This window comes from Ruegeria sp. C2 (genome assembly GCF_056537765.1).
On record NZ_JBQFRZ010000002.1, the window covers coordinates 154,674 to 169,882 of the forward strand.

Below are 15,209 nucleotides of genomic sequence, written 5' to 3' on the forward strand. Positions count from 1 at the left end.
ACGTGGGTGTTTGCGGCGTTCCTTTAGGCGGCAACTGATTTGCCACCGGCTGCGTTGGGCCGGTAGTTTGATTGCCTACCCCTTGCCCACCGGCCTGCCCGCATCCTTGGCTCGACTGGTGCGGATTCCCCACGCCACGGCACCACCCGAAATGATTTCCGCCGGCAACGACTTGCGTAGCGGCCAGTTCTGCAATCAGACAAGTTGCGGTAAGTACAGCAATGCGGTTCAGTTTCATAACATCCTCACCAACTTGTTGTCAGAGCAAGATACGCGCCAGGATCGCCAGAGTCAGTCAACGGACCGTCTCTCAAAGGGACACCGACATATCCGGACAGGAATAAGTTTCGCTTAAACTCAATGTCCAAACCCAGACCAGTCGAGGCCAGTGTAGCATTGTCAACTTCAAAACTCGCAGGGTCATTGTTCGAGATGTAACCCACGTCGAAAAAGGCAAAGGGTGTCAAGCGATGGATGCTCTGGGAACTGGGGAAGTAGGAATGAGACACTTCGAAAATCGCGGAAATCCCGGAATCACCATCCACTTCGTCAAAACGATATCCGCGCAAAGCGTAGCGATCACCAAGGAAGTACTCTTCGACAGAGGGCAGCCGGTCTGTTGTGTACTGCCCCCAGATCTCGGTGCGCCAAGCTGTGTTGGGCGACAAGCCCGTTAGTGGGCTTTCGTATCCGATGCCGCCTCGTAGATGCCAGAACGAAGAGTCCCCGTCGTCAAAATTCGCGTCTGTCGTTTCATTGTCATTATCGCCAAAAGATAAGGTTAGCCCCGCTTCCAGAGCTTGTCCCTTTGGATAGTTTTGCCCGTAAAGATAAGTAAGGCCAACGACACTCGCGTCACTGGATAATGGAACGCCGCCACTGACTGAGTCCGCTTTTGAAAGGCGATAATCCAGCAGAAAGTATCCATATCGGGCTACATCTCGGATTACGGGGTAACCCATCGCGACGGTGAAGTTTTCGCCGTCAATATCTGTTCTCGCAAAGTCCCCCGAGAGGTCACGTTTTGCGTTTATGTTCCCGTAGAAGATCTCACCGTACAGACCATTGCTGTTCAGCGGCGTGCGATAGGTAAGAGCGCCCCATAAAGAGTGTTCATCGTCTTTGTCCCAATTGTAATTGCCTGATCCCTCAAATCGCAGCAAATCCCCGACGGTCAGCGTTGAATAAAACTCTTGTACGACATAGAAGCTGAGCGCTTCTCCAAGCTCACGCGGAGGGTTGTCGAGTGTCGCACTACCGGCTTGTTTGCGCAGAGGTTCTCCCAATACCCTCAGCCGAGCACCAGCCTGATCCGGGTAATCAAGTTCGGTCGACACGTCCAAATCGGGTATGTCCTCGGCTAGCATAACCGCCCGCTCAAATCGTTTGAGAGTTATTGGATATGCGGTGGTGAGGGGCTGAAAAATCTTCTCTAGTGTTTTGAACGTGCGAGTATCTACGCCTTCAATTTCGATGGTTTGAATGCGCCCTTCATCAACAACTATGCTCTGCCCATCGGGACCAGGCCAGGCCTCAGCCAAGAAGTAGCCGTCTTCTCGGTAGATCTGAGTGATCGTTGATGCGACCTCCACCGCTGTAATGCGCCCTGATCGATCAAAGGCCAACTGACCGGCAAAAGTTAACAGCTCATCCGCATCATACACCGTTACGCCGCTGACCGAGTGCTGGGATGCGATGTCCCAGGTTTGGGCAATGCTACTTCTTGGAACTGATGCAGTGGCCACAAGAGTGCAAATGATCGCAAAAACAACTGATCTGAATACGCGCATTTTTGACAACCTTAAAGTGACTGAGCATGTTGAAGTCCAATGTTATTATGTGGTTCGCATGTGTGAACCTGACGCTACTCGAATGTATTGATGGGTGATGTTATTAAGAAACACAGTGAACAGAACGCAGATTTACTTATTACGCCGCACATACGACGGCGCTGAATTACACAAACCGGCTTTTCAACAAGTTAGAGTAGAGAACTAGTAGGACAGTCCTCACAATTCCGGTTGCTCAAAAACATAAAGCCGCGATTTCTTGGCATCGTCTGTTAGGACATAGAGAAGCCCTTTGGTCTCATCGAGAGCGATTCCTTCGGGATGTTTAACTTCCTTTTGTTTGCCATCTTCTGTGAACGTCAAACTGATAGACTTTACGGACTTGGACTCTGGATTGTAGACGAAGATTTGACGGCCTTTGTCACTTACAATCCAAAGAGAACGTGAGGACGGGGACCATGCTAGGCCGCTCAAATCCAGTTCATCATCATCTACACGCTCGGAGATAAAACCTGCATCGCGGGCTAAAGGAATGATCTCAACAATTTCGTCTAGCGCTGGTGATACGACCATTAACAACCTTGGTTGTCCTTCAATGCCAATGAAGACCCGCCCCGATTCCGGGTCAACAGCGATACCTTCGGGTCCCTTGTTTAATGGGTTGCCAACGAGTAATTCAGCGGCGGCCGAGTAACCTTTAAGAGATGTGAGAGGTATTGTTGTCAATTGAATGGGTTCGGTTGGGTGAACGACTAGAATTGATCGGTCAGTTTCCTGAAGCACCAAAACAGACCCATCCTTTCGAGGTGCAACACCCTCCAAATCTGATCCTGCCAATGCTGGCAACTTGAAAGAGTTTCCTAATACCCCGTCGACTCTGAGTAGGTGCAGTTTAGGTTCGGCATCACTTACAGACCACAAGAAGCCTTCAGCGTTAGACATTGCCAAACCGGAAGGCTCTGAAAATCCCTCTGATTTGTCTGCCACCTTGAATTTATCGACCAGAACCAAACCAGCACTTTCGGCGTAGGCAAAATTGGTCCAAGGCAAGAAGGCTGCCGCAACCGAGCTGGCCGTAAAAGCGAGTCGTCTAAGTTTGCAGAAACACCGTGAAATTTCAGCTTTTGACGAAAACACTCTGTTTTCTGTCATTGGATTCTCTCGCGCTTGGACCACATCCCTGTATCAGCGTTCGTATCACAGTCCGGATACGATGTCCGAAGAATGCACTGTAATCTCTTTACCTGATCCCGCCTGTTGCGATTGAATTGAATAGGGCACGATGTGCCTTTGGTTAAGCGTAAGCCTTTGGCGTGAGCAGGGAGGAAGACAAGTTGAATACGACCCTCACATTTGTGACCGTGTTGTTGATGCTGCTGTTGCCAGGTGCTGCGGTGTCACAAGTCGACCCTGCGACGATGCTGGCCGGGGCTTCGGGGTCGGAAATCGTTATCGAACGCCGGTGGACGCAGTTTCGTGGCAAACAGGAACTGTATTTCTTTACTCTCGATGTGATCGTCACGATCATTCTGGCTGGCTTGATCGTATATCATCCGGTGAGACGTAAAGCCCGTAGAAGCGTCCGCGACATAGTTATGCCAAGGCTTTTCTTCCTGTATGCGCTTATCGGCATGGCGGTTGGTTTCCTGGTGGTTCAGCACGGGTCAATGATCGGTTTCGTTATCTTTGGTATCGGAGCGTTGCTCAGGTTCCGCTCCAATCTCGATGATCCGGTGGACACTGTCGAAATGATAATCGTGACTGTTCTTGGTCTTGCGGTCGGTTTGGGCTTGCCGCTGATGGCCACACTAGTGGCGGTTGTTTGTTGGTGTTTCATTTGGCTCGGAGGGCGAAACAAGGGTGTGGAAATTTCGCTCAAAGCTTCGGACGAAGAGCACTCATTGAAAGTCACCGGAGCCATTGAAGCCATGGCCACAGAGGCTGGCTGGAAGCTGGTCAGAAAACACCACGTCCCCGGAAAATCTCGGGTTTCATTGCTTTTCATCACCTCGGGTGGACTGACGGAAGCCCGGATCGAAGAGATGATAAATGATCTGGTCCCTGAAAAAGTCGAACTGAAACTCAACCTCTAGTCATTTCACAAGGTCTAAGCGTTTCAACACCGCATTCGGGGATCTGATCTCTTTCGGGAGCGACTTGAAGTTTACCGACCTTTCGAAGTCAGGGCCTCGATATACGGCTATCTCAAACTCTCCGTTCGGCTGGAACGTAACATGAGTGAAGCTGTGAGGTGATCTGGCGCTATCGCCAATAAGCCGCCGCGGACCACCTCCCAAACAAGCTTGAGAGACATAAGCCACACCGTCTTTCCAACCGGGGTAGAAGGCATGATGGTGGCCTGAAAGATGCAGAACAACACCGCTTTCCAGATAGATTTTTTCAAGTGTTGGGTCACCGATGATTTCGCGTTCGCGCTGGATCGCGAACGGCCAAAGTGGGAGGTGACTGAAAGTGACAATCGGGTCTCCGTCTGCACCCAATTCCTGTAACCGGTCCTGCTGGTCACCGGATAGGGGTCCTAGGGTCGTTGCATCCAAAGACGCAAACGTAATGCCCTGCATCTCAAATGCGTAGAAGAACGGGTAGTCATCTGAAACCAAGAAGTCGACGCCTGGTTTTCTCGGCGTCCATTCCTCTGCGTATATTTTCCTTTCACGCTCGAACCCTCGGTAGGCGGAGGCATCATGGTTTCCAGGTGTGACCGCAAATGGAATGCCGGCAGCCTCTAATGGATCTGATACGACCTCGTGAAACGCATTCCACATATCCCTGACCTGTTTGTCGGACAAGTTGGGAATGCGCTGTCCCGCAACCATATCTCCGGTCGAAATAACCAGATCTGGATCAAACTCGATTATGCGCTCAATCGCCTTGTCGACGCGGGCATCGTATCTTACCGAACCATAGCTTCCATTCAGATCCGATATGACGATGACATCCAATGCCGCCGCTTTGCAGGCGAGCAGAGCGGTCCAAATACACACCGCAATAAGAGCAGAACACCTACGGTACATAACAGTCCACAGCCTCTACCTCGGTGCCGTTTCTCAAAAAGAATGCGACAGGATCCAAGTCGAACATCAAATCGCCATTTGAGCAATTGCTCTGGAGAATGGACGTTGCCAGCGCAGTATTTTTGACAACTTGTGCAATCTGACTGTCTGACAAACCAAAGCTTTGCGATAGCCAGTCATAGACTGGGCCTTGGGATTGAAGGTCACTATTCAATGCAACCAAGCGCCGATACGTGCTTGGAGAGAAGTGGCGAATTTTCTCCAGCATTTGAGTAGATTTCGCGAAGTTGGCGTATTCGACACGCCCACCAGCATCGTTGTCGTTTAGATTGCTGCGACGGATCAATAATGCGTCGTCGGGAACGTCTCCATCGTTTGGCTCATGGTGCTTGGCTTTCTTATGCTTCAGCTTTCCGTCTTCGACCCAATACCAATAGGGTGTGAAGTCTATGTTTCCTACGCGGTCCTGCTGGCTAAAGATGAAATCGAGGAGTACAATCTCGGTAAGTTCTTGCATCCAAAATGCCATCTGTTGGTCGCTGACATCGGGACCGAGATCCTTGTTGATCATCCGGTCTCTTCGACCTTCTCCAACGCCCTCTACAATGGCCTCTGGCAAGGGTTTTGAAGAACGCAAAGCCAAGAAAGCAGGAGTTTCCTGAAAATCGCGGTTCTGACCTTTCCCCCAACCAGATTTACGGGTGCCGTTGATTTCCGAGCCGTATCGATGCCCAGGGCTATCAAGCAGCGCACCGTATATTTGCGTTCGATCTGCGGTGAACAGATCGTCGGTTGGCTGGTACGAGTTCGGGTCGGCATCCGCAGCCGCGAAGACCCGCCAGCCTTCGTGGTTCATGCGCCCACCATGAGAGCCGCCAGAAATCGCAAGGCCGGGCTCTGCGACCTCGGAAAAGTGCGCCTGGGCGTCCATGCTACGCCAAACGGCGACTGGAACTTTTACAGTCGTGTCGAAATATCTGGAGAAATGATAGTAAAGCAGCGACGAGGTGGAAAAGGTTCCACTGGTGCCCTTTTGGTTCATGGTGGATTTGAATTTGGCCACCCTGTCCTTGGCCAGATCTTTCGCCGCCTTCCCCTCTTTGCAAGCGTTTCTCTCGAACTCAGTACGGTTCCCTGTGTAGGGTCCTTCCGAAATATCGTACACGGCCATTCCTGGGCTGGTACTCCAGGTTTTTGGGCAAATAGCAATTTCGGAGGCATAGAAATCGATCTCGCAATAGGCCGTTTCTTCCTCAAGATCGCTTTTCTTATACTCGCCCGTTGAAACTTTTTCGATCCGAATACAGCGTTCAGTAACGCCGTTGGGACTATCAAATGTCGTGGCTTCACCGAGGACATCGTCGTTCGCCCACAAGACGGTGGGTGCAATGAAAGCAAGTGACCCCAGAAGAATGAACTTCATTTGGATAGTTCTCCCAATATCATTTGGGGCAAATCGCTGCCTGTTGTTCGGTAGAGATCTTCAAATTGGGGTCGACACTGAAGTTGGAGAACTTTGAGTCAATCCACTGGTCACACCCGCCTGAACATGGGGCCCCGTTTCGGGCCTCATTCCAATATTCCTTGGCCCTTTCTTCTGTCCAACCGCAAAACTGAACGAGCGCCATCGCCGACAATGCACCTGAGGAATGAACGCCCCACATGCAGTGCACCAGAACAGGGCCCTTTCCAGGGTTTTGAATCACTTCGTGTATGGGCGCCATGACAGCACTGGGTCGGGAGGATCTGGCGCTTTGATAGTCGAAAGATCCGTTTCCGCAACTTGTGCGGCCGTATTCGGTGTTCTTGCCGAAGTCTGCGTAAAACCCGGTTGAAAACCCTTCATCGCAAAGGGTCTCGCGTTGAACTTTACTCAGACCCGTTCGATCCTTGTCGCCGCCTTTGAAACCAGAGCGATACAATACTCCGCTTAAGACTGGGCGAAAGAAAGCGACGCCATCAACACCTCCGTCGCCACCCTTTGAAAGCATTTGACTGTTGCTTGGGCCACCGTTTCGACTGGTTACGTCAGAATTCGCCGCGGTTGCCAGAGCACCAATGAATATGAGGGACGTCAAAAACCGCATGCCAGCTCCTTTCTATTTTTCAGCCTGTTATGCTCAAACTCTTCCTACTTGGTAATCTATTGGAGCGGCTCATTCTCAACAGCCGTATCAAGTGCGGGATAGACTTTCCGACCTGAAGCTTTAAATCGGCCACACCAGATTGATGATAAAGACGACCACGAAGTAGGCCAGAAAAACTTTCCAGTTCCATTGGTGTTTGCTTTCTTCGTTGATCACGCCGGACGACTTCAATGCCAGGTTTGTGACAATCAGAGCGACAACGATGACCGCCGCATGTGCCAGATCAAAATGCAAACTTAAGCTCCCTTTTGCAGATGTTTGATTTATGAAAAATGTGTCAGCAGTCACCTGATGGCAGCATAGCTACATCTGAGTACCTTCCCTCAGATGTCGTGATCCGAGCACATGCACCAGTATCCGTGTTAAACCAGTACGAGGTGAGCCCTTCGCTTCGGATGAGTTCAAATCCGAGACTCTGGATGCCCATTTCAGCCTGTCCCGCTCTTGCCCCTTCAAATGACGAAAGATCGCTAGAGCTGCCCACAGTTGGTGCACTTGCATCCACTGATCCGCCACTCTCGTCGCATGCTGCAAGCGCAGTAATACACGTCGTGCCGATCACCAATAGGACCTTGGGATTCATCTGTGTTTCCCTCGCTTTTTTGGACTTGCGTTCCAGGGTTTCTGATTGATCACCTATTCAATTCCGAAAATTACGTTGTAGTCGACGGAAGAGTTGCTGCGATTGATAACTTCCACAACATGATCACCGGATTGCCAAAGCTGTCCTCGATACTCCTTGTCCGCCGACATCAATCCCAACAGTTCAGAACCATCGGGGTTACGAATGACGTAGTCCAAGGAGCCATTTCGCGGAGCAACGCGGACGTAAAGGAACTGTTCGTTCTTTGCACCGAGAAGGTATTGCTGCGACGCTCCGGGCGCGAGTTGGCCGACAAGTTCGGCGCCAGTGGAACCGACATCGAATTTGACACGCTGGCTACCGGTAGAACCGGCGACGCCTGCAATGGCTCCACCGCCATCATCCATCGCCTCGACAACCGACATCTCTCCAATGCTTCCATCCTTGTACGCGATGCAGCGCCAAAGTGTTCCACCTGCATCTCGTAGCATGACGAGCGTACCTGCTTCCGAGAACTCTGAGCTTTCTATCGTACCTGATTGACCGTCTGGTCCTCCAACCTGCCGTAATTGGTCGATACACGCGTCATCGGCTTCTGACATTGCAAAAGCAGCAGTGCCCGCGATTGCGAACATGGGAGTGAGGAGTTTGAGTAAAACGAGTTTCATCAGATGGTTCCCTGTTGGCTTGTCCTTACAGTTTTGTTCCGTACTAAGCGGAACCTCACTTTGCATCCCTCAACTTTGATAGAAACTCATCGCATGCCTGTGCGCTGCCGACGACCTCGTCTGTCGTTTCAATTCCTTGCAGTGATGCCATCTCGGAATTTACGCGATTGAGGATCTGATCCGCTTGCTCGGGGGTGATCAGGTTCTCTGCTTGTGCTCCTTTCAATGTGGTGCAGACACCGGCGGACAAGCCTGTCGCAACGCCGACACCCACTGCGGCCCCGCCACCTAAGGTCATCGCCCCAACCACGCCGAGGACGAGCCCGATCACAATACCCAAGATCACTTTTCCCATGTTTTCCTCCCTTTTGGTGAGAATAAGCGCGGCTTTCACTACCGGCGCAAACCATGTGCCCATCTGCAAATCAAGACCAGCGCTAACAGGTTGAGCACCGGTGCGAGCGCCGCGAACCACGGTTTGGCCGACTCTGAGATCGAGTCCGCTACAAGTATCCAAGGTAGTCCCAACGGCAGAAGGAACACCCCGGACAAAGGGTCTCTTTCCTGTCCCAACCAGCCAAATGTGCCCGTCAAGAATGCAATCAACGCCAACAGGTAAAGGATCGCGAATACAATGATAGTGGTTCTACAAACCAAGTCGAGCCTCAGCAAATCAAGCCAGTGCTACGCAGCCGTTTTCGGCTACGCAGCAGACTGGTCACAATGCGCCTTCGTCGCCCAGGAACTCGATACCAGCTGTCGTGCCATCACTGTAAGCAATGCAATTCCAAGGAGCACGATCCTCGCCAACGCCTACAGTGACCTGTGTCCCCGCCTCGCTAAACGCGGATGAGAGCACCACGACTTGCGAATTGTTCGTTGTGCTGGCTACATCTCGCAAACACGCCTGCTGAGCGGGTGTGAGTTCGGCGGACGCACTGGATGTACTCGTATCGTCGCAGGCCGCAAGCAGTGCGAAACAAGTTGCGCCCGCAATCATCACCATCTTTTTAGACATTTTCTTCTCCCTCTGGTTCCGTTGAAATTGGTGAAATTGGATGGCTTGTTTGAAGTTCTCGCGTCGGAGCAGGCTATGAAACATACTTCGGCCCTGTAACTTCCCTTCCCAACAACTTGTCGCGGGGGGTGGCGGGCGGAGCTATATTACTTTGACAACCGAGACCGCCGACAACGTGTGAAGGCTGAATGACGACAATGGCAGAAGCTCGAGCGAATTCTGGAGGTAGGCCGAGTACACTAAGTATAAGCATCGCGTCCTCCCAACGCTCAATCATTGTGAAGTGCCTTCCGACCGCCAGCACTCACTCCAGCGGCCGGTAGGGCCCGACAAGTCGGGCGACAGCGATCACAACGGAGGTAAAATGAAAGTTGTGTCAAATTCACATGTTTGAATCTAATTTTTAATAAATCAACATTTTTTCCGCGCGTAAACTTCATTACGCTCTCGTACGATAGGCGTCTGCCCACAAACAAAAAGGTAGGTGGGAGCACCCATGAGGGCGAATGTGTTCTTTTGGGTCGGCGAGGCGTTCTGAGGTCGCGCAGAAACCAAGAAAGGATTGAAAATGGGTTTTGTTGAAGCCGTCAAAACGTGTTTCTCGAAATACTTCCAGTTCTCCGGTCGGGCTATGCGCTCAGAATACTGGTGGTTCTTCTTGTTTGTGGTTCTCGTGAGTTCTGCTTTAGCTGTGGTGGATGCGATCATATTCGGGACCAACCCAGAAACAGGGCAAGGATCTCGAGTTCTGTCCTCTGTTTTCCAACTGGCCGTTATCATCCCTATGCTGGCCGCCGGTTGGCGGAGGTTGCATGATACAGGGCGACCTGGCTGGTACTTGCTGCTGCCGATGGCGCTCAGCATTACAACGCTTTTTGTTATGCTGGGTGGCGTGGCGTTCTTCTCGGCATTGGAGCAAGGGGCCGAAAACCCCGATGCATTGCGAGGACCCGCGGCAGTTTTGGGCGTGACCGGTATTGTTGTTGTCTCAATTCTTCAATTGGTTCTGTCCATCCTGATGATCTGGTGGCTGACGCGACCTTCTCAAGAAGGCGCAAACGAATACGGCGCACCTGTTTCCTGACCTGGTTGCGCAGGCAGCGGGTCAGAATCTCTGCTGAATGACAGTTCGATTCTTAATACCAGGGAGAGAGAAAATGAGTTTCAAGCTGATTCCCATTGGAACGCTACTGATGGCTATGGCGACCACAGCATCAGCAGAATGGTCGTTCAGTTCCGGGCCTAATCCCAATGCATTTATTCAGACTGGAAACATGACATTGGAACTTCAGTGTGACCGTATCCGCTTTGCTCCGGCTGGATACGAGGACAGCCAGGACATTGTGGACAAACAAGGGCTTTCCATTCGTTTTTTGAAGAACGGCACCACCGAAGTTGGGGCATTTCAGGTTGGCGCAGAAAACGCTGCCGTGCAGATCGTCGACAACTATCCCGTCGAGGTCAGTTTCAATAGTCAAGAGGACTATGGTTTTGTACAGGACCAGCTTGCAGCCAATGCATCCGTTAATCTGTCCATGATTGATCAAGATGTTAGCTACGGAATCTTTGACTTGAAAGGTTCCAGCGCGGCAATTCAGTCCCTTCGTTCCGCCTGCGATTCAGGTGCTAGCCAGGGGGCCTCCTACGAACCCCCCGAAGGCATCGTCTATTGTGGTGGCGGAGCGGTGGAGCGAGTCATCGAACCTGTAATTTTGGACAATCCGGAAGGAGAGTGGGACGCGCGAGTAACGGTCAACGGCGAGTCGATCAGAGCCATGACAGCCTACAGCTTTTTCGGAAACTCTGAGCCGCCGACCGGATTTGTTGTCGCCCTGCTTGGGGAAGACAGGTCCGAGTTTCTAATTTTTAGCGAAGGTTCGGCAAACTGGCTGGAATACGGGGACTACAGGTATGATCAGTGCAATTGATGCCACCCTCCAACCGGCTTCCCAATTAGTGGGCCTGTTGAAAGGGTTGGTTTCCGGGATTGTGCTGGTTTCGAGCCCAGTATGGACCTCACCAACTGTCGCGGCTGATGTTTCGCAACTTCCAACTGGTTTGCGGGCTAAGGTTGATCTGGCAGAACAAGCCTGCGCAGAGTTCAACGACGGTCAGTTTGACTTAGATTGGGGTGCAGTTGAGAGGGTCGATCTCGACGGAGATCTACAACCCGACTGGGTTCTGAATGAATCTGGATTCGCGTGTTCGAGTGCTGCATCTCTTTATTGCGGAACTGGTGGATGCATGTCGCACTTCTTGATTGAAGAGGAAGTTCACTCCTTGCTCAATCGAGGCTGGACGGTCGTCGAATTCGGGCGTCAACGCATTGTCCTTGCAGATGTCCACGGAACTAATTGTGACGGAATAAACCCGACGCCTTGCGCAACAGCCAGTGTTTGGGATGCGGAAGCAAAGACGTGGCGCTCGTCTGCTGGTGATTGGGAGTAAACTGTAATTGGGCACCGCAGATAAGCCTGAGAGCCTGTATGTTCGGGTTCCTCAGTGGCATGCAAACCTGTTGGCAAACTTCCAAGCTTTTCTTTTATGAAATCAATGTCAGAAACGCAGCGTTATGAGCGTACCCACATCCGGTCTCGGAAATTGCAACGTCTTGTTACGAAGGTCCGCTTTGGGCTGATCTCGGAAATTGCAAAGTCTTGTTACGAATGTCCGGTTTGGGCTGACTACGGTCCTTTGGAGTAAAAATGCGGATGGCTGCAAAGTCCCGCAAACCGGAGCTGCAAAGCCTGTTTTAGAAGGTCCGTTTTGGGCTGCCTGTGGTCATCCACCCTCAACAGGCGAGTGACAGTATTGTCCCGCGTCCTGCGAGTTCGCCAAGCATGCCATGAAAGTCCGCAATGCAACCTAACCTGACGAATGCGAATGCAGCGGTCTCATGGATCGGGAAAGGCTGGTTAGGGCTCTTGATTCCATTTGGAGCACTCCACAGAGAATGGCGGCAGCAAGCCCATAGCCGCCGTTGCCACGAGAATCGGATGCTGCATGTGCATTTGGCAGCTCTGGAGCCCTTTCTGGACCTTCACTTAGAATCTTAGTGCCGGGGGCGCATGCAGCATCCGGAGGTTAAGCCCAATTCGGGATTGGACGGGACAACCACAAGATGATGTAAGACCATTATCTAATACGAAGAACATTCTGGTCAGTTTCGATAAAACCCGGATGGAGTTCCATCGAAACCCTTTGTCCGTTTACGCATTCCGGTCCGGTCAAGCACTTGCCTGATTTCCGAGACACAAAAACTCTCAAACTGAATGATTAGCGACGTTATCCGGCAATCGACCAGTGTCATAATGATATGAAATATATGATATTTTTGCATCAGAAGTGAACAGCTTCAAACGTTAACAGAAGGTTAATTTGATCTTCCTTGGAAACTGTCATGTCTTACTTGCCGGTAGGCGCCAAGCCTTACCTATACAGAATAACAAGCCAAGGGTAACGAGTAGACACATATGTCGAAATTCAACTCGATGAATCGCAAAGCGCGACGGAATTCAACTTCTCTGACGCGGAAAGGTAAAACCAAGACACACAGTGCACTACGAACATCTGACCACAGCCTTTTGTCAGCCAGCGCATTCGGGGTGACAGCCTTACTAAGCCTGCCACAGGGCGCAATTGCTCAAACCGTTGTACCACCATCGAATGGACCATGTATTGTCGAGGGCACCACCGTAACGTGTACCGGTGATGTATCATCAGGTGTCGAGGTTACTGGGGCCACGATCGACACACTTATCATCAACAGTGTTGACACCCCTGGAATAGATACAGGGCCTGGCGTCGACGGAATTAATTTCACGACCACGACCGAAAGTCTGACCATCAACTCGACCAGCGACATCTCAGCCGATCAGTTTGCAATCTTCGCCGATCTGAATGGTGATGGAGATGTAGTCGTCAACAGTTCCGGAAACGTAACCTCTCAACAAACGGACGCGATTGATCTCGAAACGACCAACGGCGACATTAACCTGACATCAACCGGCAATATCACGTCGCTCGAAGGGCATGCGATCGATGTTAATGTCGTGAACGATGGCGATATCAACATCGTCTCAGTTGGTGACATCACAACATTACCTGACGGCAGTGAAGGGATTGAAGCCGATGTCAACGGCGATGGTAACATCACCGTTAGGTCGACGGGGAACATCAATTCTGACAACGACGGCATTGAGCTTGAGATTGATGGCGATGGCGACATCAGAATTGAATCCCGAGGTAACGTTTTCGCAGAAACCGATGATGGCCTCGAGGGGGACGTCAATGGCGACGGTGACATCACGATCATTTCTGTCGGAAACATCAATGCCGACAACAGCGGTATCGAATCCCAGGTGGAAGGTGACGGCAACATTACAATTCGATCCAGCGGGGATGTAACCGGTCGTGACAACGATGGCATTCAGGCGGACATTGAGGGCAACGGGACAATCTCGATCACGACCGATGGAACGATTTTTGGTGATGACTTCGGCATTGTGGCCGAAGTGAATGGCGATGGCTCAATTTACGTCGTCAATAGTGCAGATGTCACTTCCGGCGATCGTGCTGCAATCGCGGTAATCGATCGTGCCGGCGTCGCGCCTGCAACGATTACCAATAGCGGCACACTCACTGGTGGAAACGGTTTCGCCATCGACCTCCAGGGTGTTGGCAATGATGTTGTAAACTTGTTGCCGGGTTCAGCTGTGAATGGCTCAGTGGATTTCGGCAGCGATGACCCAAACGATATCGATACGCTTAACTTTGAGCGTGGTCTGAACGGAGCGGTGAACTTTGCGGATGCCACTGGGGGCGACAACGATTTGGCCTCGGCCCCCGAGATCATCAACTTTGGCGGGGCCGGCGTTGTGATCAATAACGGGTTGACGGCCGTTGCGGTGGATACCACAGGTTTTGCGGCGCAAGGGACTTTTATCAGCGATCTGACAGACGCAATCTTCAACACGATCGACACTGCTGATCCCGTTCCGGTCGCGCCACAAAATCAGGTCAGCCAGGGCTACGGAGCACTCGACCGCTTTGGCGTGGAAAACGGCTCTCAGGCCTGGATATCGGCCCTTGGTGGGTATCGGGAAGTTGTCGCCGACGGGTCGAATGTCGGCTACGATCACCGCTTTTATGGCCTGATTTCTGGCGTTGAGAGCAGTGAGATCATCGACAATGGCAGTGTGGGTTTTCTTGCGGGCTATAGCGACAGCCGCGTTTCGTTGGACGAAAACGCGGGCGAAACTGACATCACTTCCTACTTCGGAGGAGCTTACTGGAAACGCGATTTCAGCGGGTTCAGCCTGAACGCGGCATTTGTTGTTGGCGCAACCGATAATGAGGCGACGCGAAATGTCGGCGACCAGAATGCCGAAGGTGATTTCGATGGCACGTTTTATGCTCCCTCGATCGCAGTTGCCGTGCCAATCAATAACTGGGATAAGCCGGCTTATTTCAGCGCGCGGGCGAACTATGTATTGCTGCAATTGGATGAATACACCGAAACCGGCGTTGACCTTCCTCTGACCGTCGAGGATCGCAACGTCTCATTGTTCAACACGCGTGCGCAGCTAAACTTTCCCCAGACATTCACGCAATCAAACGGCGGTGTGTTCGATCTCAATTGGACATTAGGTATCGACGCAACTTTCGATGCGGGGTCGGATGATGTCGATGCGATTGTGGCAGCGACACCATTCTCGTTTGTGGCTAATGCAGAAGACATGGTCGCAGGATTTTTTGGCCTCGACGTCGGGTATTCCTCGGAAGACGGTCTGCGCACTGTCGGGTTCAACGGCGAGTTCCAACCCACATTTGATGGGGGTTTTGGAGCGGTTGCTGAACTCAGAGCAATCTTTCGCTTCTGATCTTCTCGGTGCGCTTGATACAGCGCGCCGACTTCAAAAAGATCCGTCGGGCATTTGTCGTAAGTGTGTTCTTTTCAGAAGCTCAT

General features: G+C 51.7%; 13 protein-coding genes. 5 read left to right on the forward strand and 8 right to left on the reverse strand.

Annotated elements, in window-relative coordinates; translation table 11 throughout:
• Positions 1-245: 245 nt before the first annotated feature.
• Together ACR0IV_RS10480 and ACR0IV_RS10485 are read right to left on the reverse strand one after the other, a co-directional pair.
• Complete coding sequence (locus tag ACR0IV_RS10480) at positions 246-1,790, reverse strand: ShlB/FhaC/HecB family hemolysin secretion/activation protein (RefSeq protein WP_480659010.1); 1,545 nt, start codon at positions 1,788-1,790, stop codon at positions 246-248.
• Between the two features lie 219 nt (positions 1,791-2,009).
• Positions 2,010-2,942, reverse strand: a complete 933-nt coding sequence (locus tag ACR0IV_RS10485; protein ID WP_170790473.1) for an SdiA-regulated domain-containing protein — start codon at positions 2,940-2,942, stop codon at positions 2,010-2,012.
• A 182-nt stretch (positions 2,943-3,124) separates the two neighbouring features.
• Between ACR0IV_RS10485 and ACR0IV_RS10490 the strand changes: the two genes are divergently transcribed.
• Positions 3,125-3,883 (forward strand): DUF4956 domain-containing protein, encoded by a 759-nt coding sequence (locus ACR0IV_RS10490; RefSeq protein WP_170493949.1) that lies wholly within the window; start codon positions 3,125-3,127, stop codon positions 3,881-3,883.
• On the opposite strand, the gene ACR0IV_RS10495 is transcribed toward ACR0IV_RS10490, so the two are convergent.
• The 6 genes from ACR0IV_RS10495 to ACR0IV_RS10520 form a co-directional block, all read right to left on the reverse strand.
• A complete protein-coding gene (locus tag ACR0IV_RS10495; RefSeq protein WP_170790474.1) occupies positions 3,884-4,753 on the reverse strand; it encodes a metallophosphoesterase family protein in 870 nt (289 codons plus the stop codon).
• Positions 4,754-4,814: 61 nt separating this feature from the next.
• Complete coding sequence (locus tag ACR0IV_RS10500; protein ID WP_171728199.1) at positions 4,815-6,248, reverse strand: hypothetical protein; 1,434 nt, start codon at positions 6,246-6,248, stop codon at positions 4,815-4,817.
• Positions 6,249-7,032: 784 nt separating this feature from the next.
• Positions 7,033-7,206: a hypothetical protein gene (locus ACR0IV_RS10505; RefSeq protein WP_170493938.1), complete on the reverse strand. Its 174-nt coding sequence runs from the start codon at positions 7,204-7,206 to the stop codon at positions 7,033-7,035.
• 402 nt (positions 7,207-7,608) lie between these two features.
• A complete protein-coding gene (locus ACR0IV_RS10510; RefSeq protein WP_171728198.1) occupies positions 7,609-8,223 on the reverse strand; it encodes a hypothetical protein in 615 nt (204 codons plus the stop codon).
• Between the two features lie 55 nt (positions 8,224-8,278).
• Positions 8,279-8,641: a hypothetical protein gene (locus tag ACR0IV_RS10515; protein WP_170790053.1), complete on the reverse strand. Its 363-nt coding sequence runs from the start codon at positions 8,639-8,641 to the stop codon at positions 8,279-8,281.
• Between the two features lie 300 nt (positions 8,642-8,941).
• Positions 8,942-9,241: a hypothetical protein gene (locus tag ACR0IV_RS10520; RefSeq protein WP_170790054.1), complete on the reverse strand. Its 300-nt coding sequence runs from the start codon at positions 9,239-9,241 to the stop codon at positions 8,942-8,944.
• A 568-nt stretch (positions 9,242-9,809) separates the two neighbouring features.
• Between ACR0IV_RS10520 and ACR0IV_RS10525 the strand changes: the two genes are divergently transcribed.
• From ACR0IV_RS10525 to ACR0IV_RS10540, 4 genes are all read left to right on the forward strand, one after another.
• On the forward strand, positions 9,810-10,325 hold the full coding sequence (locus ACR0IV_RS10525; RefSeq protein ID WP_480617519.1) for a DUF805 domain-containing protein: 516 nt from the start codon (positions 9,810-9,812) through the stop codon (positions 10,323-10,325).
• A gap of 73 nt (positions 10,326-10,398) precedes the next feature.
• Positions 10,399-11,169, forward strand: coding sequence for a hypothetical protein (locus ACR0IV_RS10530; protein WP_480617518.1), 771 nt, complete (start codon positions 10,399-10,401; stop codon positions 11,167-11,169).
• The gene (locus tag ACR0IV_RS10535) at positions 11,153-11,689 is read left to right on the forward strand and encodes a hypothetical protein (RefSeq protein ID WP_480659012.1); all 537 of its coding nucleotides are present in this window, start codon (positions 11,153-11,155) and stop codon (positions 11,687-11,689) included. Before ACR0IV_RS10530 ends, ACR0IV_RS10535 begins: the two co-directional genes overlap by 17 nt.
• A 1,157-nt stretch (positions 11,690-12,846) precedes the next feature.
• Complete coding sequence (locus ACR0IV_RS10540; RefSeq protein ID WP_480659014.1) at positions 12,847-15,123, forward strand: autotransporter family protein; 2,277 nt, start codon at positions 12,847-12,849, stop codon at positions 15,121-15,123.
• Positions 15,124-15,209 lie beyond the last annotated feature (86 nt).